The sequence below is a fragment of the Lutimaribacter saemankumensis genome (genome assembly GCF_900100005.1).
GTDB classification, from domain to species: Bacteria; Pseudomonadota; Alphaproteobacteria; order Rhodobacterales; family Rhodobacteraceae; genus Lutimaribacter; species Lutimaribacter saemankumensis.
The window spans coordinates 229,798-252,640 of record NZ_FNEB01000006.1 but is presented as its reverse complement, the minus strand read 5'-3'; the positions used below and the strand labels follow the sequence as shown (position 1 = coordinate 252,640).

General features: G+C 64.2%; 26 protein-coding genes and 1 other RNA gene. 12 read left to right on the top strand and 15 right to left on the bottom strand.

Going from position 1 to position 22,843, the window contains the following annotated elements:
• Window positions 1-78: 78 nt before the first annotated feature.
• From BLT50_RS13035 to BLT50_RS13005, 7 genes are all read right to left on the bottom strand, one after another.
• Window positions 79-789, bottom strand: a complete 711-nt coding sequence (locus BLT50_RS13035) for a DUF533 domain-containing protein (RefSeq protein WP_090029127.1) — start codon at window positions 787-789, stop codon at window positions 79-81.
• A gap of 79 nt (window positions 790-868) precedes the next feature.
• Window positions 869-1,263, bottom strand: an RNA gene (rnpB, locus tag BLT50_RS13030) — RNase P RNA component class A.
• A gap of 12 nt (window positions 1,264-1,275) precedes the next feature.
• The gene (locus BLT50_RS13025; RefSeq protein ID WP_090029126.1) at window positions 1,276-2,043 is read right to left on the bottom strand and encodes an N-acetylmuramoyl-L-alanine amidase; all 768 of its coding nucleotides are present in this window, start codon (window positions 2,041-2,043) and stop codon (window positions 1,276-1,278) included.
• Entirely contained in the window at window positions 2,004-2,744 is a 741-nt protein-coding gene (locus BLT50_RS13020; RefSeq protein WP_090029171.1) for a hypothetical protein, read from the bottom strand. Before BLT50_RS13020 ends, BLT50_RS13025 begins: the two co-directional genes overlap by 40 nt.
• Window positions 2,745-2,779: 35 nt before the next feature.
• Window positions 2,780-4,267 carry an Asp-tRNA(Asn)/Glu-tRNA(Gln) amidotransferase subunit GatA gene (gene gatA / locus BLT50_RS13015; RefSeq protein ID WP_090029125.1) on the bottom strand — a complete coding sequence of 496 codons (1,488 nt, stop codon included), beginning with the start codon at window positions 4,265-4,267 and terminating at the stop codon, window positions 2,780-2,782.
• 4 nt (window positions 4,268-4,271) lie between these two features.
• On the bottom strand, window positions 4,272-4,559 hold the full coding sequence (gatC, locus tag BLT50_RS13010; RefSeq protein ID WP_090029124.1) for an Asp-tRNA(Asn)/Glu-tRNA(Gln) amidotransferase subunit GatC: 288 nt from the start codon (window positions 4,557-4,559) through the stop codon (window positions 4,272-4,274).
• A 32-nt stretch (window positions 4,560-4,591) separates the two neighbouring features.
• Window positions 4,592-5,248 (bottom strand): ceramidase domain-containing protein, encoded by a 657-nt coding sequence (locus BLT50_RS13005; RefSeq protein ID WP_090029123.1) that lies wholly within the window; start codon window positions 5,246-5,248, stop codon window positions 4,592-4,594.
• A gap of 120 nt (window positions 5,249-5,368) precedes the next feature.
• Here BLT50_RS13005 and BLT50_RS13000 point away from each other — a divergent pair, with 120 nt between their 5' ends.
• On the top strand, window positions 5,369-6,061 hold the full coding sequence (locus BLT50_RS13000) for a metal-dependent hydrolase (protein WP_090029122.1): 693 nt from the start codon (window positions 5,369-5,371) through the stop codon (window positions 6,059-6,061).
• A 13-nt stretch (window positions 6,062-6,074) separates the two neighbouring features.
• Here the strand turns inward: BLT50_RS13000 and BLT50_RS12995 are convergent, their stop codons facing one another.
• Window positions 6,075-6,527 (bottom strand): nucleoside deaminase, encoded by a 453-nt coding sequence (locus BLT50_RS12995; protein ID WP_090029121.1) that lies wholly within the window; start codon window positions 6,525-6,527, stop codon window positions 6,075-6,077.
• Between the two features lie 62 nt (window positions 6,528-6,589).
• On the opposite strand from BLT50_RS12995, the gene BLT50_RS12990 reads away from it, so the two are divergent.
• From BLT50_RS12990 to BLT50_RS12950, 9 genes are all read left to right on the top strand, one after another.
• Window positions 6,590-7,438, top strand: coding sequence for a pseudouridine synthase (locus BLT50_RS12990; RefSeq protein WP_090029120.1), 849 nt, complete (start codon window positions 6,590-6,592; stop codon window positions 7,436-7,438).
• A 171-nt stretch (window positions 7,439-7,609) separates the two neighbouring features.
• Window positions 7,610-8,479, top strand: a complete 870-nt coding sequence (locus BLT50_RS12985) for a 5-bromo-4-chloroindolyl phosphate hydrolysis family protein (protein ID WP_090029119.1) — start codon at window positions 7,610-7,612, stop codon at window positions 8,477-8,479.
• Window positions 8,480-8,510: 31 nt separating this feature from the next.
• Entirely contained in the window at window positions 8,511-9,710 is a 1,200-nt protein-coding gene (locus BLT50_RS12980; RefSeq protein ID WP_090029118.1) for a toxic anion resistance protein, read from the top strand.
• The gene (locus BLT50_RS12975; RefSeq protein ID WP_245723377.1) at window positions 9,682-10,671 is read left to right on the top strand and encodes a DUF2927 domain-containing protein; all 990 of its coding nucleotides are present in this window, start codon (window positions 9,682-9,684) and stop codon (window positions 10,669-10,671) included. Before BLT50_RS12980 ends, BLT50_RS12975 begins: the two co-directional genes overlap by 29 nt.
• Window positions 10,672-10,714: 43 nt before the next feature.
• On the top strand, window positions 10,715-11,821 hold the full coding sequence (locus BLT50_RS12970) for an SPFH domain-containing protein (RefSeq protein ID WP_090029117.1): 1,107 nt from the start codon (window positions 10,715-10,717) through the stop codon (window positions 11,819-11,821).
• A gap of 4 nt (window positions 11,822-11,825) precedes the next feature.
• A complete protein-coding gene (locus BLT50_RS12965; protein ID WP_090029116.1) occupies window positions 11,826-12,251 on the top strand; it encodes a hypothetical protein in 426 nt (141 codons plus the stop codon).
• Window positions 12,252-12,255: 4 nt separating this feature from the next.
• Window positions 12,256-13,371: a TFIIB-type zinc finger domain-containing protein gene (locus BLT50_RS12960; protein WP_090029115.1), complete on the top strand. Its 1,116-nt coding sequence runs from the start codon at window positions 12,256-12,258 to the stop codon at window positions 13,369-13,371.
• The gene (locus BLT50_RS12955) at window positions 13,371-14,420 is read left to right on the top strand and encodes a trans-3-hydroxy-L-proline dehydratase (protein WP_090029114.1); all 1,050 of its coding nucleotides are present in this window, start codon (window positions 13,371-13,373) and stop codon (window positions 14,418-14,420) included. The genes BLT50_RS12960 and BLT50_RS12955 overlap by 1 nt, the downstream gene beginning before the upstream one ends.
• Window positions 14,417-15,094, top strand: a complete 678-nt coding sequence (locus BLT50_RS12950) for a nitroreductase (RefSeq protein WP_090029113.1) — start codon at window positions 14,417-14,419, stop codon at window positions 15,092-15,094. Before BLT50_RS12955 ends, BLT50_RS12950 begins: the two co-directional genes overlap by 4 nt.
• Window positions 15,095-15,112: 18 nt before the next feature.
• Here BLT50_RS12950 and BLT50_RS12945 read toward each other — a convergent pair whose 3' ends face one another.
• The 3 genes from BLT50_RS12945 to BLT50_RS12935 form a co-directional block, all read right to left on the bottom strand.
• Window positions 15,113-15,529, bottom strand: coding sequence for an Hsp20/alpha crystallin family protein (locus tag BLT50_RS12945; RefSeq protein ID WP_090029112.1), 417 nt, complete (start codon window positions 15,527-15,529; stop codon window positions 15,113-15,115).
• Window positions 15,530-15,604: 75 nt separating this feature from the next.
• The gene (locus tag BLT50_RS12940; RefSeq protein WP_090029111.1) at window positions 15,605-16,750 is read right to left on the bottom strand and encodes an alpha-D-ribose 1-methylphosphonate 5-triphosphate diphosphatase; all 1,146 of its coding nucleotides are present in this window, start codon (window positions 16,748-16,750) and stop codon (window positions 15,605-15,607) included.
• A complete protein-coding gene (locus BLT50_RS12935; protein ID WP_090029110.1) occupies window positions 16,747-17,475 on the bottom strand; it encodes an esterase/lipase family protein in 729 nt (242 codons plus the stop codon). Before BLT50_RS12935 ends, BLT50_RS12940 begins: the two co-directional genes overlap by 4 nt.
• A 60-nt stretch (window positions 17,476-17,535) precedes the next feature.
• Here BLT50_RS12935 and BLT50_RS12930 point away from each other — a divergent pair, with 60 nt between their 5' ends.
• A complete protein-coding gene (locus BLT50_RS12930) occupies window positions 17,536-17,976 on the top strand; it encodes an NUDIX domain-containing protein (RefSeq protein WP_090029109.1) in 441 nt (146 codons plus the stop codon).
• Here the strand turns inward: BLT50_RS12930 and BLT50_RS12925 are convergent.
• The 3 genes from BLT50_RS12925 to groES all read right to left on the bottom strand — a co-directional run bounded on the left by BLT50_RS12925 (window position 17,946) and on the right by groES (window position 20,914).
• Window positions 17,946-18,800 (bottom strand): DMT family transporter, encoded by an 855-nt coding sequence (locus BLT50_RS12925; protein WP_090029108.1) that lies wholly within the window; start codon window positions 18,798-18,800, stop codon window positions 17,946-17,948. The genes BLT50_RS12930 and BLT50_RS12925 overlap by 31 nt on opposite strands.
• 110 nt (window positions 18,801-18,910) lie before the next feature.
• The gene (gene groL / locus BLT50_RS12920) at window positions 18,911-20,554 is read right to left on the bottom strand and encodes a chaperonin GroEL (RefSeq protein ID WP_090029107.1); all 1,644 of its coding nucleotides are present in this window, start codon (window positions 20,552-20,554) and stop codon (window positions 18,911-18,913) included.
• A gap of 72 nt (window positions 20,555-20,626) precedes the next feature.
• The gene (gene groES, locus BLT50_RS12915) at window positions 20,627-20,914 is read right to left on the bottom strand and encodes a co-chaperone GroES (protein ID WP_090029106.1); all 288 of its coding nucleotides are present in this window, start codon (window positions 20,912-20,914) and stop codon (window positions 20,627-20,629) included.
• 202 nt (window positions 20,915-21,116) lie between these two features.
• Here groES and BLT50_RS12910 point away from each other — a divergent pair, with 202 nt between their 5' ends.
• Complete coding sequence (locus BLT50_RS12910) at window positions 21,117-22,103, top strand: TraB/GumN family protein (RefSeq protein WP_090029105.1); 987 nt, start codon at window positions 21,117-21,119, stop codon at window positions 22,101-22,103.
• Here BLT50_RS12910 and BLT50_RS12905 read toward each other — a convergent pair.
• Window positions 22,078-22,749, bottom strand: coding sequence for a DUF2161 domain-containing phosphodiesterase (locus BLT50_RS12905; RefSeq protein WP_090029104.1), 672 nt, complete (start codon window positions 22,747-22,749; stop codon window positions 22,078-22,080). The genes BLT50_RS12910 and BLT50_RS12905 overlap by 26 nt on opposite strands.
• Window positions 22,750-22,843 lie beyond the last annotated feature (94 nt).

The window sequence follows — 22,843 nt, the reverse complement described above, 5'->3', positions numbered from 1 at the left end:
TGAAGCCCGCCTTTTACCTGCGGCGGGCCAAGAGTCAACAGCCAAACCCGATGCCCGGAACAAAAACCCGGCGGCGCGTCAAAGCGGTGGCCGGCCCATCGTCTTATGCAGGTCGGCGACGGTGTCGTCATCCAGTTGAAGGGCCTGTGCCAGACCCCGCAGATAGGTCCGTTCCGCGTCGGTATCGACGGCAATCGCCATCAGCGCGGCCGAATAGACCTGTGCCCGCATAGTGTCGCCGGTATCGCGCGCCAGCGCCATCGGATCGACCGGCGCATCGAGCGCCGCCTCGACAAAGGCGATCTCGTCTTCGCTGGCGTCGCTCAGGTGGTCGAGAATGATCTTGCGTTCCTCGGCGTCGATCTCTCCGTCTGATTTCGCGGCCTGGATCATCGCGCGGATCATCAGCCGGGCGTTTTCCTCGGTCGTGGCGCCGATGGCGGTTCCCTTGGTGAGGGATTCCATCATCTCGCCCATGCCCTTGGCCCCGACGCCTGCCGCGCTGGTCATGGCCCCCATCAGATTGCCAAGCCCCTGCTCCGTCGCCTCGGTCGCGTCGGCCGCCTGCCCACCGAACCGCGCAAACAACCCGCGCATCTGGTCCTGATCAACGGGCAGGCCCATCTTCTTTGCCATGTCGCCCATCTGGTCGGCCATTCCGCCCGGCTCACCAGCCTTGCGCATGGCATCTTTCAGGCCATCCATGCCACCCATTTCCTTGACCTTCTGCACGCCGCGCGCAGCGGCAAAGCCCACGGCCAGCGTGGCCAGCGTCTTGACGAAACTCATTGCGATCCCTCCGGTTGTTCGCGTGCATCATAGCACATCGTCCGCAACAGTCATTTGACGGCGGTCAACAAGGAAAAATATGCGCGGAGGGCCTGTAAGCCGGATTCTGTCCAAGGGGTTGCCCCCTCTGGATGACCATTCATCTAAGGGCACCGTTGCCGGTGCCCCTCCAGCTGCCTACCCGATCCCCTGGGCCAAGACATGCCCTGCAGCGATATCGGTTGCCCGATCAGCCCGCGCGGGGATCCTATTCGGCATTGCTCCTGGTGGGGCTTGCCGTGCGGGGGCTGTTGCCAGCCCCCCGGTGGGCTCTTACCCCACCGTTTCACCTTTTCCCCGGACAAGCCGGGGTAGTCTGTTTTCTGTGGCGCTTTCCGTCAGGTTTCCCTGCCCGGGCGTTACCCGGCACCATCGTCTTGTGGAGTCCGGACTTTCCTCGTGGGTTCGCACCCCCGCGGTCATCCGGCCCTCCGCGCACCTGCCCAGTTATGTGTTGGGCCCGTCGCGGTCAACGGGAAAGCGGGCGGCCAGATCCTGCGCGGCCGCCAGAATGGCGGGCCCATCGCGCAGCCCGGCGAACCGCCCGCGGAAGGCATCCAGCATCACCAGCGGCGCCAGGCCGCTGGGCGGCACCGGATAGCCGAACCTGCGCAGCGCGTCGGCAAAGTCGCGCAAATGCGCCTCGGTCCAGAAATCGCGCGGTTTTTCCTCGGAACCGCGCGGTTGCGCAGCGGGCCAAACCGCCAAACCCTGGACAGCCAGACGCCGCCAGTCGAACCGCGGGCCGGGATCCTGCTTGCGATCCGGTGCCATGTCCGAATGTCCGATCACGCGCTCGGCCGGGATCGACCATCGTGCCATCACATCCTCAAGCAACGCCTCAAGCGCGCGCATCTGCGCCTCGGAAAACGGGTGCGTCCCCAGATTGTCCAGCTCGATCCCGATCGAGCGCGAGTTGACGTCGGTCACGTCCCCCCATTGCCCGGCACCGGCATGCCATGCGCGCATGTCCTCGTCGACCAAGTGCCAGACCGTGCCGTCGGAACCGATCAGGTAATGCGCGGAAACCTCGGACTGGGTATCGCAAAGCCGCCCAAGCGCGGCCTGCGCCCCGTCCATCGCCGTGTAGTGCAGAACGATCATGTCAGGCCGGGCGCCATCGCGCCGCGGCCCGAAATTCGGCGAGGGATGCCGGATCACGTCCAAGTGCGCGATCAGCCCCCGCGCACCTTGCGGAACGGTGCCGGATCCCATTCGCAAGCGAAACCGTCGCCATCGGGGTCCAGTCCCAGCCGGTCGCGCTCAGGGCCGCCCCTGGAAAGAAAATCCTCTTGCGCGCGGTCAGGCGATGGGTACTTGGCGCAATTGCGCTGATACCGGCTCTGGCCAGACAGGTTGCTGCGCCGGTAAAGCGCCGCGCCCTTGGGATTGGTGGTGCGCAGCGCGAAATCCACGATATTCGGCCCCGCCGCACCGGCACGCGACGGCAACGCCTCGGGCTGGATCACCTGGTATTGCGCACGGTTCTGGGCGATGCGCTGTGCGTCGCTTTCAATTGTGCGGAGGCTCGAAACGTTGTCGAAGTTGTTTTCCTGGCTGATGCCTGCCGAATTGACCGCTTCGGGCGGAGGGTTCGATGGGCTTGCCTCGACCGGCGCGACGCCGGAATTGAGCGCTGCGGCCGTTTCCGCGGCCAGCCGCTCGGCCTCGTTCTGCGGGGCTACGGACACCGATTGCGCCTGCCCTTGCGGCAGGGTGCGCCCGGTTCCGGCCGTTTCATCGGAAATGACACCTGCCGGCGGAATCGCGGTTCCCGTCAGCATCGAGTCACGTTCAGCCTGCTCGCGCTGGTATTCATCGTAGTCGCGAAACCCCACGCCCTGCCCGCTGTCGGGCACGGCGGGCGCACAGGCGACAAGCCCAAGAAACGCTGCACAGCAAAGAAAGACACGCATGATCTGCATCCTGCCTGATTATGTTTTCAGGCGGCTTACCACCATTTATCGGGTTTTGCCACAAAACCCGCCGCGCGCTCCAGCGCATAGGCGGTGTTCAGCAGATCGCCCTCTTCCCACGGACGGCCGATCAATTGCAGCCCCAGCGGCAGACCCTTGGCATCAAGACCCGCGGGCACCGAAATACCCGGAAGCCCGGCCAGGTTCACCGTCACCGTGAAGACGTCGTTCAGATACATCTGCACCGGATCGGCATCATTCATTTCGCCAAGACCGAAGGCCGCCGAAGGCGTGGCCGGCGTCAGGATCGCGTCGATGCCATCGGCGAACACCTGTTCGAAGTCGCGCTTGATCAGGGTCCGCACCTTGCGGGCGCGGTTGTAATAGGCGTCGTAAAAGCCCGCCGACAGCACGTAGGTGCCGACCATGACGCGGCGCTGAACCTCGTGACCGAAGCCTTCGGCGCGGGTTTTTTCATACATCTCGGTGATGCCGTCCCCCTGCGCCAGCTTGGCGCGGTGGCCGTAGCGCACACCGTCATAGCGTGCGAGGTTCGAGGACGCCTCGGCCGGGGCGATCACGTAATAGGCGGGCAGCGCGTATTTCGTGTGCGGCAGCGTGATGTCGCGGATTTCCGCGCCCGCGTCGCGCAGCATGGCAGTGCCGTCGGCCCAGAGCATTTCGATCTCTTCGGGCATCCCGTCCATGCGGTATTCGCGCGGAATGCCGATGACCTTGCCCTTGATGTCACCGGTCAGCATCGATTCGAAATCCGGCACGGGAATGTCCGCACTGGTCGAATCCTTGGCATCGTGCCCGCACATGGTTTCCAGCATGATCGCGGCATCGCGGACGGTTTTCGTCATCGGCCCCGCCTGATCGAGCGAGCTGGCAAAGGCGACGATGCCCCAGCGCGAACAACGCCCGTATGTCGGCTTGATCCCCACGATGCCGGTAAAGGCCGCAGGCTGACGGATCGAACCGCCGGTATCGGTGCCGGTCGCCGCGAGGCACAGGTCGGCCGCCACGGCCGAAGCCGAGCCGCCGGACGAGCCGCCCGGCGTCAGCGCGGTGTCGTCATTGCCGCGGCGCCACGGGTTGACCGCATTGCCGTAGCACGAGGTTTCGTTGGACGAGCCCATGGCGAATTCGTCCATGTTCAGCTTGCCCAACATGACCGCGCCGGCGTCCTGCAGTTTCTGGCTTACGGTGGATTCGTATTCGGGTTTGAACCCTTCCAGGATGCGGCTGGCCGCCTGGCTGTCGACACCCTTGGTGCAGAACAAGTCCTTGATACCGATGGGCAGGCCGCACATCGCGGGCGCATCGCCCTGCGCCAGGCGTTCGTCGGCGGCGCGGGCACGCTCAAGCGCGATCTCGGGGGTCTTGTGCACGAAGGCGCCCAGCGCGTCCGCGGCGTCGATCGCGCTCAGGCAGGCCTCGGTCAACTCGACGCTTGTCGTTTCCTTTGCGCGCAGGCGGTCGCGCGCCTCGGACAGGGTCAGGCGGTTCAGGTCGGTCATGGTCTTACTCCACCACCTTGGGCACGGCAAAGAAGCCCTCGCGGGCATCGGGTGCGTTGGACAGGATCTTGTCCTGCATGTTGCCATCGGTCACCACGTCCTCGCGCCGTTTCAGGCGTTGCGGCGTGACGCTGGTCATCGGCTCGATGCCGTCCACATCCACTTCGTTCAACTGCTCGATGAAGCCGAGAATGGTGTTGAATTCCGAGGCCAGCGCCGCCAGCGCGTCCTCTTCCACCTTGATCCTGGCAAGCTTGGCCACCTTGGCGGCTGTTTCGAGGTCGATCGACATGAGTGATCTCCGTTTTTGCGGTCCACACGCGTTTAGCGCCGTGCCGCCTGACCCGCAAGCATGTGACGGCGATAAACCTCGATCATCCAGCCCAGCATCACGGCATTGAGGATATGCCACATGAAATGCGTGCCGAACGGGATGGCACTGCACACCGTTTCATCAACCGTGCGAAAGAAGAGCGAGGCAACCAGGACACCCACCCCGATCCCCAGGCCGCGGGCGACCTGCGGCTGCCGTCGCCGCAGCAGCAGCGCGTAGATCAGGATCAGCAGCGGCACCGGCGCATAGGCCGCGGACGATCCGAGGCCCGGTATCGTCTGGAATACAGGCACAGTCACCGCCGCGTAGGGCACGAACAGTGCCGTCAGTCCCAGCGCGGCCCAAGGCCTCAGACCCCAATAGGCGCGGTTTGCCGCGAAGATGTATAGCAGGATGTAGCCAAGGATCGGCAGCACATCGGCCAGCGCGGCCAAGGCCGTGGCATGGGTGTGAAACAGCCACGATCCCACACCGATCGAGGCCAGCACGACGCAAAGCGCCCGCGCCAGTGGCAGCCCCCGCACCCGTGGCCACAAAAGCGCGGCGGCCAGAACGAAGGCCAGGTTGGTCAGCGCATTGACCGGCTCGGCCCAGTAGTCGGGGCCCAGCCGTTCGCAATAGCTGTCGATCTGTCGTGTCCAGTCCATGCCACCCCTCCCGTTTCCAGATACGTTGCGACATGCACGGTTCAATCCCCCTTTTCAGCCGCGCCCGCCATGCTACCCTGCCATGCGGAGCAATGCGGACAATCCGAGGGAGGGAAAGATATGCAGATCACATGGCTTGGACACGGCTCGTTCCGTATCGAAATCGCGGGGCAGACCCTGCTGATCGACCCTTGGCTGACGGGAAACCCCGTGCTGCCCGAGGATCAGCACGACGCCGCGATCGACGGCGCGACGCATATCCTGCTGACGCACGCGCATTTCGACCACATCGTCGATGCGCTGCCGCTGGCACGCAAACTGAAGGTGCCGGTGGTCGGCCAGTATGACCTGATGGCCCACTGGCAAGAGCACGAGCACATCGAAACCATCGGCTTTAACAAGGGCGGCACCGTGGACCTGGGTGGCCCAAAGGTGACGATGGTGCATGCGATTCACTCGACCTCGATGGCGACCGACCAGGGGCCAAAAGTCGTCGGCACGGAATGCGGCTACATGATCGAAGGCGACGGTCACACGATCTATCTGTCCGGCGACACCGACGTCATGGCCGACATGAAGATCTTCAACGACCTGCACAAACCCGATATCGGCATCCTGGCCTCGGGCGGGCATTTCACGATGGATATGAAGCGCGCGGCCTATGCCGCGAAAACCTTCTTCGACTTCAAGACGGTGATCCCGTGCCACTACAAGACCTTCCCGCTGCTCGAACAATCGGCGGATGCGATGAAGGCGGCACTGCCCGGTGTGAACGTGATCGAGGCCGAGGTGATGAAGCCGATGAGCTTCTGAACCCGCGGGCCGGTCAGTCGCGCCGTTCGGCGAAAAACTCTTTCAGCAGCGCCTCGGCTTCGGCGCTGCCGATACCGTCATAGATTTCGGGCGCATGGTGGCATTGCGGATGTGCGAAAACCCGCGCGCCATGTGCCACCCCGCCCGATTTCGGATCGCCCGCACCATAGTAAAGCCGTCGGATCCGCGCGAAAGAGATCGCTGCCGCGCACATCGGGCATGGCTCCAGCGTGACGTAAAGATCATGACCGGTCAGCCGCTCCTGCCCCAGTTTTTCGCAAGCCGAACGGATGGCGAGAACCTCGGCATGGGCGGTGGGATCGTTCAATTCGCGCGTGCGGTTTCCGGCGCGTGCGACGATTTCACCGGCGGGCGATACGATCACGGCGCCCACAGGCACCTCGCCGCGACCGGCGGCGGCGCGCGCCTCGTCCAGGGCTGTCTGCATGTAGCTGACGAATTCCATCCCATGCACATGCCCCGCAAACGGCGCTTTCGCAAGCCCACGCTTTGCGGCATATACCGCCCATGACAGACACACCCAAATCCGGCGACCGCATCGCCAAGGTCATTGCCCGCGCCGGACGCGCCAGCCGCCGCGAGGCCGAACGCCTGATCGAGGCCGGACGCGTGACCGTCAACGGCAAGAAGATCGACAGCCCCGCGCTGAACGTGACCGCGCGCGACCGCATCACCGTCGATGGCGAACCGTTGACGGCACCCGAACCGCCCCGGCTGTGGCTGTATCACAAACCGACCGGGCTGGTGACGACCACCCGTGACGAACAGGGCCGCGAGACGATTTTCGACGCCCTGCCAAAGGATTTGCCCCGCGTGATGAGCGTGGGGCGGCTCGACCTGAATTCCGAGGGTCTGCTGCTGCTGACAAACGACGGTGAAATCAAGCGCAAGCTGGAGCTGCCCTCGACCGGCTGGCTTCGACGCTACCGGGTGCGCGTCAAGGGCAAGGTCGATGACCGCATGCTCGAACCGCTGCGCAAGGGCATCACCATCGACGGCGAAGCGTTTCAGCCGATGGATGTCACGCTGGACCGCCAGCAAGGCGCGAATGCCTGGCTGACCGTGGGCCTGCGCGAAGGCAAGAACCGCGAAATCCGCCGTGCGATGGAGGCCGTGGACCTGAGCGTGAACCGCCTGATTCGCATCTCCTACGGGCCATTCCAGCTGGGCAACCTGGCGCGTGGTGCCGTGGAAGAGGTGCGCCGCAAGATATTGCGCGATCAGCTTGGCCTCAGCGCCGAGGACATGGGCGACACGCCAAAAGCGAAAATGGTACGCAGACAGCCCCGCGGCCCCGCGAAACAGCCGCAGCGCGCAGCCCGCCCGGCAACACGGCGCGACAAACCCCGCCGGTGACACGCCAAAGTCGATCTTCCCCCTAGCAAGCACGCGTTCGATCCCCTACCTTTTCCACAGGTTAAAGCCGAAAAAGGGGGGCTTATGTCCGGGTCGGGGTTGCAGAAACTGTCGTATTTTCTGCTGGTCATCCTGTTCCTCTACGCGTCCCTCGCAGGAGGCGCGTAAGAGATGGCTCAACGCTTTGGCGGCAAGCACAGCCCGGGCGGCGACCCGGCCGCGCCCGGCAACTACCGGGGCGCGGCGCGCGCGCGGGCAGGCGCCCGCGTGAACCTGTTGTTCTTTCTTCCGCTCTTGCTGATCTGGCGCGCGTTCAGTGCCGGCCCGGTTCAGATGGCCGAATACCTCGTTGCGCTTGGGTTGCTGATTCTCGCCGCGTGGCTGACCCGCGAAGGCGTACTGGCACAAGAGGCATACGAAGCCCGCAAGGTCGCACGCCGGCCCGCGCTGCCGCGCAAGCTGCTGGGCTCGGTTCTGACCGGGGCCGGGCTTGGCGTGGTCGGGTTCGTGGGCTTCGGCGCCGTCGAGGCCATGATTTTCGCGGTCCTGGGGGCGGTGCTGCACGGCCTGTCCTTCGGGCTGGATCCGGTGTCGGACAAGGGCATGGAGGGCATCGACCAGTTCCAGACCGATCGCGTGGCGCGCGCCGTGGAAGAGGCGGAAAAGCACCTGGCCGCAATGACGGACGCCGTGCGGCGCGCGGGCGACCGGGGCGTGGCCGATCGGGTTGCCCAATTCCAGACAACGGTGCGCGACATGCTGCGCACCGTCGAAAACGACCCGCGCGATCTGACGGCGGCGCGCAAGTTCATGGGCGTCTATCTGATGGGCGCGCGCGATGCGACGGTCAAGTTCGCCGACATATACGCGCGCAGCCAAAGCGCGCAGGCGAAATCCGACTACCTGTCACTACTGACCGATCTGGAACAACAGTTCGGCGCCAAGACGCGGAAATTGCTGTTGGACGATCACAGCGACCTGACAATCGAAATCGAAGTACTGCGCGACCGTTTGCAGCGTGAAGGCGTACGGACAGAATAAGCGCGCGTAACCTGGTAAGGGGGATCCGACCATGTCGACCGAAATTCAGAAGAAGGCGCAAGATGCGCTGGCGATGGTGGAAGAGGTGAATGCCGTCATTCTGCCCGAACCGGGAGAGGCCGGCGCTGTCATCTCGCTCGAAGAGGCGGACGCGCCCGTTGGCACGGAAATCCGCAAGCGCATGGACGAGATCGACATGGGCGACACCAATTCCATCGTGTCCTTCGGGTCGGCTGCGCAGGCCGAGTTGCAGGAAATCAGCCAATCCATGCTGCAGGGTGTGCGCAACAAGGACGTTGGCCCGGCAGGCGACAGCCTGCGCGGCATCGTCACTACGATCCGCGGATTCTCGGTCAGCGAGCTGGATGTGCGCCGCGAACGCACATGGTGGGAAAAGCTTTTGGGCCGCGCGGCACCTTTCGCCAAGTTCACCGCGCGCTTCGAACAGGTTCAGGGCCAGATCGACCGCATCACCGACGATCTGCTCAAGCACGAGCATACGCTGCTGAAAGACATCAAGTCGCTCGACATGCTGTATGAAAAGACGCTCGCCTTTTACGACGAACTGGCGCTCTACATCGCGGCGGGCGAGGCCAAGCTGAAAGAACTGGACGGCTCGATCATCCCCACCAAGGAAGCCGAGGTTCAGGCTGCCCCGGAAAACGACCAGGTGATGAAGGCCCAGGAACTGCGCGACCTGCGCGCCGCGCGCGACGACCTGGAACGCCGGGTTCACGACCTGAAACTGACGCGGCAGGTCACGATGCAGTCCCTGCCCTCGATCCGACTGGTGCAGGAAAACGACAAGAGCCTTGTGACCAAGATCAACTCGACCCTGGTCAACACCGTGCCGCTTTGGGAAACCCAGCTTGCCCAGGCGGTCACGATCCAGCGCTCTGCCGAGGCTGCCGCCGCCGTGCGCGACGCCAACGACCTGACGAACGAATTGCTGACGGCCAACGCCCGCAACCTGCGTGAAAGCAACAAGATGATCCGCGAGGAAATGGAACGCGGCGTTTTCGACATCGAAGCCGTGAAGCAGGCCAACGCCGACCTGATCGGCACGATCGAGGAAAGCCTGCAGATCGCAGACGAAGGCAAGGCGCGCCGCGCCAAGGCCGAAGAGGAGCTGAAAAAGATGGAAGCCGAACTGCGCGATACGCTGGCATCGGCAAAGGCGCGCCGCGACGGTGTCGGCGACAATGCCGGCACTGCGGTGCCCGGGGCCTGATCCCGCCGTGCGGCAGCGCATTCTATCCATCCTGATGCTGGCGGGGGCTGTCGCCCTGGCCGGGTGCGACGGCATGGCGCCGCGCGATTCCGTCCGGCCCGAACCTCGCCCCGATCAACGCCCGTCCCAAACCGACGAACAAGCCGGCGCGCCTTCGGCGGCAAGCACCGCGCTTGCGACCTATTACGCGCGCGTTCAGGCGGATCTTTTGGCGCAGGGCCTTTTGCGCACCGATGGGGGCGGGCCGGATACGCCCTTCGACGCCGAGATGCTGATCCGAAATTTCGAACGCCTGGCCTTTTTCGACGAATACGAACGCGGCCAAGGGTTGCGCACCGCGCGCAACACGCCCGGTCAGTTGAGGCGATGGGAAACGCCGGTTCGCCTGACGGTCGAATTTGGCGCCAGCGTTCCAAAGGCGCAGCGCGCAAAGGATCGCGCGGTGATCGATCGTTATGCCGCCCGCCTGGCCCGCGTGACCGGCCATCCGATTTCGACCGGTCCGACCGGCAATTTTCACGTCATGGTCCTGAGCGAAGACGACCGCGCCGCCGCCATTCCCCGGATCAAGGCCCTTGTGCCGAACATCAACCCCAATTCATTGAATATCATCCGCTCGATCCCGCGCTCGATCCATTGTCTGGTGATCGCGTTTTCCGACTCGCGGGACGATCATGTCTACCGCAAGGCGATAGCTATCGTCCGCGCCGAACATCCAGATCTTCTGCGGCGCTCCTGCGTTCACGAGGAAGTGGCCCAGGGCCTGGGCCTGGCGAATGACAGCCCGCAGGCGCGTCCGTCGATCTTCAACGATGACGACGAGTTCGCCCTGCTGACCACCCATGACGAACTGCTTCTGAAAATGCTCTACGATCCGCGCCTGCGTCCCGGCATGACCCCGGAAGAGGCGCGCCCGATCTATTCCGCGCGTGCGCGCGAACTGGCCGGAGGGCCATCGTAATACTGGCCCGCCTTCCGGCGGCTGGCATGAAAGGACAAAAACCATGGGTATTCTCGATTTCCTGACCGGCGAATTCATCGACGTCATCCATTGGACGGACGACAGCCGCGACACGATGGTCTGGCGGTTCGAACGCGAAGGCCATGAGATCAAGTACGGCGCCAAGCTGACCGTGCGCGAAGGACAGGCCGCCGTCTTCGTGCACGAAGGCCAGTTGGCCGATGTCTTCACGCCCGGCCTGTACATGCTGGAAACCAACAACATGCCGATCCTGACGACGCTTCAGCATTGGGATCACGGGTTCAAATCTCCGTTCAAGTCAGAGATCTATTTCGTCAACACCACACGGTTCACCGACCTGAAATGGGGCACCAAGAACCCGATCATGTGCCGCGACCCCGAATTCGGTCCCGTGCGCCTGCGCGCCTTCGGCACCTATTCGGTCAAGGTGACGGACCCGGCGAAATTCCTGGTCGAGATCGTCGGCACCGACGGCGAATTCACGATGGACGAGATCAGCTACCAGATCCGCAACATCATCGTGCAGGAGTTTTCGCGCACCATTGCCGGTTCGGGCATCCCGGTGCTGGACATGGCTGCGAACACACGCGAACTGGGCAAGCTGGTGGCAGGCGAGATTTCCCAGAAGGTCGCGGAATACGGCCTGACGATCCCCGAGTTCTACATCGAGAACATCAGCCTGCCGCCCGCCGTGGAACAGGCGCTTGATAAGCGCACCAGCATGGGGCTGGTGGGCGATCTGGCCAAGTTTACCCAGTATTCCGCGGCCGAGGCGATGGCCCGCGGCGGCGAGGCCGGTGCCGGAATGGGCGCGGGGCTTGGCATGGGGATGGGCATGGCGATGGCCAACCAGATGGCGCAGTCGGGCCCCTGGGGCGCGGCACCTGCGCAGGCGCCCGCGGCACCGCCGCCCCCGCCTGTCGAACATGTCTGGCACATCGCCGTGAACGGCGAGACAAAGGGGCCGTTCTCGAAAGCCTCGATGGGCAAGATGGCCAGCACGGGCGAGCTGTCGCGCGACACCTATGTCTGGACACCGGGACAGGACGGCTGGCTGCGCGCCGAAGACGTGCAGGAACTGGCACAACTGTTCACCATCCTGCCGCCTCCGCCCCCGCCAGGGGCCTGACGGCGTGACACGGCGGCGCGCGACGATCCTGCTGCATTGGCTGGTGACGCTGTTGCTGATCCTCATGATGTCGGACGGTGAACGTTTTGCCTGGCTCACCTGGGGGTTCATTGTCGCCTGCCTGTGCTTTGCCGCAATCGGGCTCGTGTTCGGGCTGATGACGAAACCGGGGCCGAAACTGACCGGAATCGTCCGCCGCGCACATCCGTGGCTGCACCGCGCGATGTACTGGCTGATGGCAGCCTGCGCATTGATCGTGGGGGCCGAGGCCCTGGGCCATGCCACACCGGGCGTCACCGGATCGCTTGCGCAGATGGTGCTCTTTTCGGCGGCGTCGCTTCATGCGATCTATCACCTGTGGCGCCATACCGCGCTGCGCGACAACGCGCTGCGCATCATCACCCCGCGCGCCCTGCACAAATACCTTTGAGGTCATGACCGAAACCGCCCCGGCCATATCCCAGGAACACCGCTTTCCCTGCGATCAATGCGGGGCCGACCTGCGCTTCGATCCGCAGGCGGGACAACTGGTCTGCGATCATTGCGGAAACACCGCCCCGATCACCGATCAGGGGCCGTGGCATGGCGGCATACGCGAACTGGATTTCGAACGCGCGATCCGCGACCAGCTGCCCGCGCAGGAGATCGAGGAAACCCGCGTCACCACCTGCCCGAACTGCGCCGCCCAGGTCGAATTCACCGGCGCGACCCATGCCACCGAATGCCCGTTCTGCGCCACGCCCGTGGTGACCGATACCGGAACCCACCGCCACATCAAACCGCGCGGCGTTCTGCCCTTCGCCCTGACCGAAGAGGCCGCGCGCAAGGCGATGACCGACTGGCTGGGCCGGCTGTGGTTCGCGCCGAACGGTCTGCAGCAATACGCCCGCAAGGGCCGGCGCATGGACGGCATCTATGTGCCCTACTGGACGTTCGACGCCCAGACCCGCAGCCGTTATCGCGGGGAACGCGGCACGATCTATTATGAAACCCGGCATGTCACGGTAAACGGCAAGCGCCAGGCGCAACGGGTGATGAAGATCCGCTGGGCACCGGCATCGGGCCGGGTGCAGCGGTTTTTCGACGACGTGCTGGTGCTGGCGTCGCGGTCGCTGCCAAAGCGGTTCACAGACGCTCTGGAACCTTGGGATCTGGCCGCTCTCGAACCCTACCAGCCCGAATACCTGGCCGGGTTCCGGGCCGAGGGCTATACCGTCGATGTCGAAGAAGGCTATGGCGAGGCGCGCCAGATCATGCACCGCGTGATCGAACGCGACGTGCGCTTCGATATCGGCGGCGACAGGCAGCGCATCCATGACATAGCGACAGATGTCAGCGACGTGACATTCAAGCATATCCTGCTGCCGGTCTGGCTGGCCGCCTACAAGTATCGCGGCCGCACCTATCGTTTCGTCGTCAACGGACGCACCGGTCGCGTGCAGGGCGAACGCCCATGGTCGGCATGGAAAATCGCCATCGCCGTGGTTCTGGGCCTGATCGTTGCGGCCGGTGTGGGATATGTCGTCGCCCTGAACCAGGAAGGTTTCTGATGCGCAGCACACGCATGATACACGTCGTTTCCGCCCATGCCGAAGGCGAGGTTGGCGACGTCATCGTCGGCGGTGTCGCGCCGCCGCCCGGGGGCACGATCTGGGAACAATCCCGATGGATCGCGCAGGACGATACCCTCCGCCGCTTCGTCCTGAACGAACCGCGCGGGGGCGTCTTTCGCCATGTAAACCTGCTGGTTCCACCGAAATCCCCCGAGGCGGACGCGGCCTTCATCATCATGGAACCCGAAGACACACCACCGATGTCCGGGTCGAACTCGATCTGTGTCGCGACCGTACTGCTGGATTCGGGCCTCGTTCCGATGACGGAACCCGAAACCCACCTGACGCTCGAGGCGCCGGGCGGGCTGGTGCGGGTGCGCGCCGAGTGCCGCGATGGCAAGGCGCAGCGCATTCATGTTCGGAACCTGCCCGCCTTCGCCGCGCAACGCGGCGTGCAGATCGACGTGCCCGGCCTGGGTGCGATCACTGTCGATACGGCATTCGGCGGCGACAGTTTCGTGGTCGTCGACCCTGCCGGCCTGGATCTCGAAGTCGCACCGGAAAACGCACGTCACCTCGCCGAGCTGGGCACCCGGATCAGCGATGCGGCGACCGATCAGCTTGGGTTCGATCACCCCGCCCTGCCCGACTGGCGGCATGTATCGTTTTGCCTGTTCGCCACCGATCCGCAGCGCGAAGGCGGTGTTCTGACTGCACGGCACGCCGTCGCCATCCGCCCCGGCAAGATCGACCGTTCGCCAACCGGGACGGGCGTATCCGCGCGCATTGCGCTGCTGCATGCCGCCGACCGGATGGAACAGGGCGACACTTACGTTGCCCGCTCGATCATCGGATCGGAATTCACCGGAAGGATCGCAGCCTTGAGCAAGGTCGATACGCACCCTGCCGTGGTGCCCGAAATCAGCGGACGGGGCTGGATCACCGGCACACATCAATACATGCTGGACCCCGCCGACCCATGGCCCGGCGGCTATCGCCTGTCGGACACCTGGCCGATGCCGGACAAAGGAAAGACCGAAACATGACGGACCGCCACCAGACGCTGCAAGCAATTTTGACCGAACGCCACAGCTGCCGCGCCTTTCGCCCCGATGCCGTGCCGCATGATGTGATCGAACAGATCGTCGAAACCGCGCAGCGCGTGCCCAGCTGGTGCAATGCGCAGCCCTGGCAGGTCACGATCACCCACCCCAAGGCCACCGAAAGGTTCAGCAACGCCCTGCTGCAGGCCGTCGAAACCGAGTCGCCCAAGCCCGACCTGGAATGGCCCCTGCGATATACGGGCGTCTATCAGGATCGCCGCCGCACCTGCGGCTTCCAGCTTTATGACGCCGTGGGCATCGCGCGCGAGGATCGCGACGCGCGCACCCGGCAGATGCTGGAAAACTACCGTTTCTTCGGTGCACCGCATGTGGCGATCATCACCTCCGAGGCCGATCTTGGCGCATATGGTGCGATGGATTGCGGCGGGTTCGTCGCGGCGTTCACGCTTGCCGCTCAGGCCCTTGGCATCGCGACGATCCCACAGGCGGCCATCGCCGCCTACGCGCCGACCGTGCGGCGGGAACTGAAGATACCCGACAACCGCCTGGTCCTTTGCGGCATATCGCTGGGATATGCCGACCCCGATCACCCGGCCAACGGTTTCCGCACCGAACGCGCCAGCCCCGAAGAGGTGATCACCTGGGTCGGGGACTGACGCGCCGGGCGGGCGCCGTCAGGCCCGGTTGATTCTGACCTTGGTCGCCTTTGTGGGTTCGGGGCTTGTCTTGCCGACGGATATGGTCAGCACCCCGTCCTTCAAATGCGCCTGAACCTTTGTGTCATCGGCGTCGGCGGGCAACCGGAACGTCCGGCTGAAGCTGCCGTACTGGCGCTCACTGAAATACCAGGTGTCGCCCTTTTCCTCGCGCGTGTTGGTCTTTTCGCCCTTGATGGTCACCACGCCGTCATGAACCGACAGGTCGATGTCGTCCTCGGAAACGCCGGGCAATTCCATGGATATCCGGTAGGTGCTGCCGTCCGTCGATGCGTCGGACGCGGGCGAAAGCCATTCCGCCAGCTTGTGGCCCATCTGGCGGAACGGATCGTAGAGGGCGGGCCAGAGGCCGCCGGATTGCGTTTTCTCAACCATACCAAAGCCTCCTGTGTCGAACTGGAAAACAGCGCAAGGATGATCAATGGCAGGGCCGAGTCGCCTTGATGCGTGTCAAATACGTGCCCCGATCAGTGCCGCGGCGCCGATACCGCTGGCATAGGTGACGCACCCACCCGCCACGGTAAGACAGACGCGGCCATCAGGGTCCAGCACCACCAAATCCGCCCGCAGGCCCGCCGCGATGCGGCCACGGTCGGCCAACCCCAGCAAGCGCGCGGGCCCGTCGGACACCAGGGTCCATGCCGCGGGCAGGCCGATTTCATCGGCCAGTATCTGCGCAGCCTTGAGCGGCGCGGGATAAAAGTAATCAGATGCCAGCGCGTCGCACAGCCCCGCCGCCACCATGTCGCGCGCGGATACCTTTCCGGCATGACTGCCCCCGCGCATCACGTTGGGCGAGCCAAGGATGATCCCGTCACCGCCCGAACGCGCGGCCAGCGCGGCCTCATGCGTTTCGGGAAATTCCGACAGTGCGACGCCCCGACTGCGCCACAACTGCCGGGTTTCGGCGTCCGGGTCGTCATGGCTGCCCAACATCACGCCGCGCGCCGCCAGCCGCGCGGCCAGCGCCTCGACCGCGGCGGGCACATCGGCGCGCCTGTCGTACAAGTCCTGCATCATGGCCAGGTGCGCCTCGGGGTTGCGGCCGGATTTCAGCGCCTGCCCGGTCAGGCGCGGCGGGCGCTTGCCCCGCGCAAGGGCATCATGCGGAAGATGGTCGTTGAACACCACCTGGACGATGCCGAAACGGTCCACCGCCTGCTCCATCGCGTCGTAATCGTCCAGAAGATGCATCTCCAGCCGCAACTGCACCCGGATATCCGTGCCGACGGGCTGGTAACGCTCGACCGCCTCGAGGACGCGCAAGGCGAATTCCGGCCCGCGCATGCCGCCCTCCCAGCTCCAGAATTGGGCCAGCATCGCGGTGGTGATCCCGTTCGCGGCAAGCTCGGCCTCGACCCCGGCAAGGCCAACCGTCAGGTCGGTCACAGCCCCCCGGCGCGGGGCCATATGCCGTTCGAACCCGTCGCCGTGACTATCGACGATACCCGGCAGGACGGTGCAGCCCGGCAGGGCGACACGCGGACCGGCCGGATCATCCGACAACACACCGCGCGCGACCGCGATATCACCAATGGCAAGCTGCCCGTCGCGCAAAACCTGCGCGCCTTCGAGTGTGAATTCCGCCTGCATCATTCCCGTTCCGCCAGCATCTCGACCGCCTGGGCCAGTGTCATGTCATGATCGAACCGTCCCAGTTCGAGAAACTGCATCACCTGCGCGATCACCAGCGGGCTGTTCATCATGAAGGTATGCGTCACCGGCAGAACGATGTGATCTGCCATGCCGCTGACCCGAGTGGATGCGACCGACACCTTGCCGTCGTCCGGTCCCTCGATCATCGCGGAAAAGAACGGATTCAGCGACCGGTCGCCCGCGATGATCCCCAGTTCGAAATCGACCGGCGGCAGATGCGCTGGCAGCCCCCGGTCGTCGGTCCGCAATTGCTGGCCGGCAGGTCCGTTGAACCAGCCGAATGCCTCGATCTGGCCCAACGCATCCACGATTTCCGAACCCTGGTTCGGCGGCGACAGCATAACCACGCGACCCAGACTGTCGGGGCGGTGCCCGACCAGCCAGTACCGCGTGAGGATACCGCCCATGGAATGGGTGACGATGTGCACCCGTTCATCCCCGCAGGCAGCCATCGCATCGGGCAGGACGTTGACCGCAAGGTTGGAAATCGTTTCCTCGGTCGACGGGTATCCCGGCCGCACCACGCGATAGCCGCGCCGCTCCAACGCTTCTTCCATAAGCAGGAAAGACGCCTGCGTTCGGGCCAGCCCGTGCAGCAGAACCACGCAATCCGCGAAGGCGGGCGCGGGCAACAGAAGCGAAAGGACGATTGCAAGGCGTTTCATGCCCTTGAGATAGACGCAAAGCCCTGCCTACAAAAGGGCGTTCACGAGAAAGGCCCGGACATGACAAACCCCCGCATCGCCGTGCGCGCCCTGATACTGCATGAAAACCGGCTTCTTCTGGTAAATGCCTGGCCCGGCGGAAAATCCGATCTGTGGTGTGCGCCAGGCGGCGGGGTCGAACGCGGCGCATCGCTGCCCGACAACCTGGCGCGCGAGGTGCACGAGGAAACCGGGCTGCGCGTCAGCGTCGGCGATCCCTGCCTGGTCAACGAGTTCCACGACCCAACGGGCAGTTTTCACCAGGTCGACGTCTATTTCCGCTGTTCGATCACGTCGGGTACCCTGAGCAGCGACTGGAAAGACCCCGAAGGCATCGTGACCGAACGGCGGTTCTTTTCCCGTGACGATATGGGCGCGATCCGGTTCAAGCCGGACAGCCTGCCGGGTGTCGCCTGGGGCGAGGGGCTGCTTTACGACCCGTTGGAGCCGATCGTCCGCTGACGCGGCCGCACAAGCGACAGGCCGATACCGCCCAGAACCAGCAAGGTCGCGATGACGAACCGGGCGCTCAGTTCTTCGCCCAGCAGCGCAACGCCTCCCGCCGTGGCGATCACCGGCACGCTCAATTGCGCGACAGCCGCCAACGTCGCGGAAAGCCGGGGCAGGATCGTGTACCACAGCGCATAACCCAGGCCGGATGTCACCGCACCGGACAAGACCGCCAGCAACGCGCCCTGCATCGTTGCACCATCCGGGACGGCCGCAAAAACCAGCACAGCGAGCGGTGCCGCGAAAACGAAATTCGACGCCGTGGCGGCCAGGGGGTCCGGCACACCCCGGCCAAGCAGCGAATAGACGCCCCAACCCAGCGCGGCCGCCACCATCAGCGCCGCGCCCGCCACGGGCGGTGTCGCCTGGGCGCCGGGCCACATCAGCCACACCAGCCCGGCAAAGGCCACCGCCGCCCCGGCCCAGCGCGTCCACGCCACGCGTTCGCCCCCGGCAACGGCACCCGCGAACATCGTCACCTGCACACCACCGAACAGGATCAGCGCACCGACGCCCGCCTGCAGCGTGACATAGGCGAACGAAAAACCCAGGACGTACAGCGCAAGGCTCAGAACCCCCAAGGGGCGCAGCGCCGGGCGAACCGGGCCCGAACGCAACCGCACCAACACCCAGAGGCACAGCGCGCCCGAAACCACGCGGATCATCGCGAACGCCGCCGGCCCGGTCTGGCCATCGGCCAGCGCCTCGCGATTGAGCAGCGAATTGGCGGCAAAGGCCAGCATCGTAAGAACGGTCAGGGCGGCAAGGCGCAGCATGGGATGGTCTTCGTTTTGGCGTTTGCCCCGTCCTTGCAGGTTCGGCGGACAAAGAAAAGGGGCCGCCCGACAGGACGACCCCAATCCGTTTTCACGAAACGTGCGGATGATTACATCATGCCGCCCATGCCGCCCATGTCGGGCATGCCGCCACCGGCGCCTGCGCCTTCTTTCTGCGGCTTGTCGGCGACCATCGCTTCGGTGGTGATCAGCAGACCGGCAACCGATGCGGCGTCTTCCAGCGCGGTGCGCACGACCTTTGCGGGGTCGATCACGCCGAACTTGAACATGTCGCCATATTCATCGGTCTGGGCGTTGTAGCCGAACTTGAGGTCTTCGCTTTCGCGGATCTTGCCTGCGACGACCGAACCGTCGACACCGGCGTTTTCCGCGATCTGGCGCAGCGGCGCTTCCAGTGCACGGCGCACGATGGCGATACCGGCATTCTGGTCGGGGTTCGCACCCTCGACACCTTCAAGCGACTTCGCGCCCTGGACCAGGGCGACACCGCCACCCACAACGATGCCTTCCTGAACGGCCGCGCGGGTTGCGTTCAGCGCGTCATCGACACGGTCCTTGCGCTCTTTCACTTCGACTTCGGTCATGCCGCCGACGCGGATCACGGCAACACCGCCGGCCAGCTTGGCCACGCGTTCCTGCAGCTTTTCACGGTCGTAGTCGCTGGTGGTTTCTTCGATCTGGGTGCGGATCTGCGATACGCGTGCCTCGATCTCGGCCTTTTCGCCTGCGCCATCGACGATGGTGGTCTCATCCTTGGTGATGGAGACCTTCTTGGCGGTGCCAAGCATGTCCATGGTGACGGATTCCAGCTTCATGCCCAGGTCTTCGCTGATGACCTGGCCACCGGTCAGGATCGCGATGTCCTGCAGCATGGCCTTGCGGCGGTCACCAAAGCCCGGCGCCTTGACGGCAGCAATCTTCAGACCGCCGCGCAGCTTGTTGACCACGAGGGTTGCCAGCGCTTCGCCTTCCACATCCTCGGCGATGATCAGCAGCGGCTTTTGCGACTGGATCACCGATTCCAGCAGCGGAACCATCGGCTGCAGCGAAGACAGTTTCTTCTCGTGCAGCAGGATCATGCAGTCTTCGAGCTCTGCAATCATCTTGTCGGGGTTGGTCACGAAATAGGGCGACAGGTAACCACGGTCGAACTGCATGCCTTCGACGACGTCGGTTTCGGTTTCGAGACCCTTGTTCTCTTCCACCGTGATGACGCCTTCGTTGCCGACTTTCTGCATCGCGTCAGCGATCTGGCGGCCGATTTCAGCTTCGCCGTTGGCCGAGATCGTGCCGACCTGCGCCACTTCGTCCGAGTTGTCGACAGGGCGGGCAGCGTTCTTGATCTGCTCGACCACTTTCGAGGTCGCCAGGTCAATACCACGCTTGAGGTCCATCGGGTTCATGCCGGCGGCAACCGCCTTCATGCCTTCCTTGACGATGGCCTGGGCCAGAACCGTCGCGGTCGTGGTGCCGTCGCCGGCTTCGTCATTGGTGCGGCTGGCGACTTCTTTCACCATTTGCGCGCCCATGTTTTCGAACTTGTCTTCCAGTTCGATTTCCTTGGCAACCGACACACCGTCCTTGGTGATGCGGGGGGCGCCGAACGATTTGTCCAGAACCACGTTGCGGCCTTTCGGGCCGAGGGTCACCTTGACAGCATCGGCAAGGATGTTGACGCCTTTCAGCATACGGTTGCGGGCATCTGTGTTGAACTTGACGTCCTTGGCAGACATATCAGTCTCTCCTGAACTTGAATTGTTGTCGGGAAAAGCGGTCAGGTCTCAATCGTCCTGTGGCACACGGCCTCAGGCGATGATCCCCATGATGTCGCTTTCCTTCATGATCAGCATTTCCTGGCCGTCGATGGTGACCTCGGTGCCCGACCACTTGCCGAACAGGATCTTGTCACCTTCCTTGACGTCCATTGCGATACGATCGCCGTCGTCGTCCTTGGCGCCAGCGCCAACCGCCACGACAATGCCTTCCGCAGGCTTTTCCTTGGCGCTGTCGGGAATGATCAGGCCGCCGGCGGTTTTCTCTTCGCTCTCCACGCGGCGAACAAGCACGCGGTCATGAAGCGGTGTAAATGCCATCTCTGAGGCTCCTTGGCTCAAAGTTTCTCCCTAAAGGCCCCTCGCTCCCCGAAGGACCGTTAGCACTCACTCTTGCCGAGTGCTAACGGCGCATAGCTAGGGACAACAAAAATCCGAGTCAACATCCGCGATCAAAATTTTTTCATCGAATTGATACTGGCGCGGCGGCAGCCTAGCCTGCGGAAAACCGAAAGGATTTGCGATGCGTCTGGTTGTTGGGTTTCTTGTCTTCTTCGGCTTTGCGACTTCGGCACTTGCCGTTTGCGAAGGCACCGACCTGGTTGCCGAATTGCCCGCCGATCAGCGCGCGGCGATCGACGCGGCGGTTTCCGAGATACCTTATGCACAAGGCCTGTTCTGGCAGGCCGAACGCGGCGACACGCGGATCGTCATGTTCGGCACCTATCATATCCGCCATGAAATGACCGCAGCCCAGGCCGCCGCCCTGACACCGCATATCGCGGCCGCCGACCGGGCCTATTTCGAAATGAACCGCGCCGACAAGGCGCTTGCGCAATCGGCCTTCGGGTCCGATCCGAGCCTCATGTTCATCACCCAAGGCCCGACCCTGCCCGATCTTCTGGGCGACGAGGACTGGCAGGTTTTCAAGACCCAGATGGAGGCGCGCGGATTTCCCGTGTTCATGGCGGCCAAGATGAAACCGATCTGGGGCTCCATGATGCTGGGCATCGGTCCGTGCCAGGCGCGCAACGGCGCGCTGAACTCGGAAGGGATCGACATCACGCTCGCCAGGATCGCGGCCGACAACGATGTGCCTGACCTGTCGCTCGAGGATTGGCGCACCGTCATGACGCTGACAGACGCCTATGACATGGACGAACAGATCGAAATGCTGCGCCTGTCCTTCCCGTTCGCAGACCAGGCCGACGACCTGCAATACACCCTTCTGCAGCGGTATCTGTCGGGCGAGGTCGCCCTTGTCTGGGAATTCTCGCGCTTTTTGTCCGTGCAGGACGGCGGCGATGCGGCGGCAGAGGAATTCGACCGCTTCGAAGAGCTGCTTCTGACCAGGCGCAACCGCGCTTGGGTCGACCTGCTGCTGAAGGAAACACCGGGCCGGACTGTGTTCATCGCGGCGGGTGCGGCGCATTTTCCCGGCCGGAACGGCGTTCTTTACCTGCTGGAACAGGAAGGTTTCGAAATCACTGCGCTGGCGTTCGATCCGTGATCGCCGCGCGGCCGTCGTCGGTCAGGTCGTAAATCCCGGTCCGTATGCGGACAAACCAGCCATAATGATTGTCGGCCATCACCCGCGTGGCGTTGGGCACGCCCGTGGCGCCCGCGACGTCCGCCCCCTTGCTGGCCCCGGATACAGACAGGTGGGTGGCGATCGTCACCGCGTCCTGCCGGTAGGGCGTCATCACCTGACCGCGTGTCCCGCCGGTATTGGGATCGCCCCGCAACCGCGCGAAATCGCGCAACAACCGCGCGGTCTTGCGCGGCGCCTTGCGCGGCGCATAGGGCCCCGGATCGGCATGAACCTCGACCAGCCCGTCGCGAAGACGCACCGTCATCACACCGATCCCCAGCCGCCGGCATAGCCGGACATTCGCCTTCAACGCCTTCCAACTGGCCCGGCCCGTCTGCCGCGGCACGCACACATAGACGTGGTCCGAAAGCGCCAGCCTTTCGCAGGCCTGGTGCAACAGGGCCAGCGAAAACCCGGCTTTCAATTCGACGATGACGGGCGGCGTGCCGTCGCCCCCGCAGGCCATCACGTCGATGCCCGCGACCTCGGCCTTGACCTCGAATCCCTGCGCCTCGAGGAACGCCTTGACGGGCGCATAGAGATCGGTTTCCGCCACTCGTGCCATGAAAAATTCCTAGCGCGCCAAACCGCATGGTGCAATTCCGCCATGCCACCCGCGCGATGCTGCAACGCAGCAGGTGACAAGCCCGCGACACACC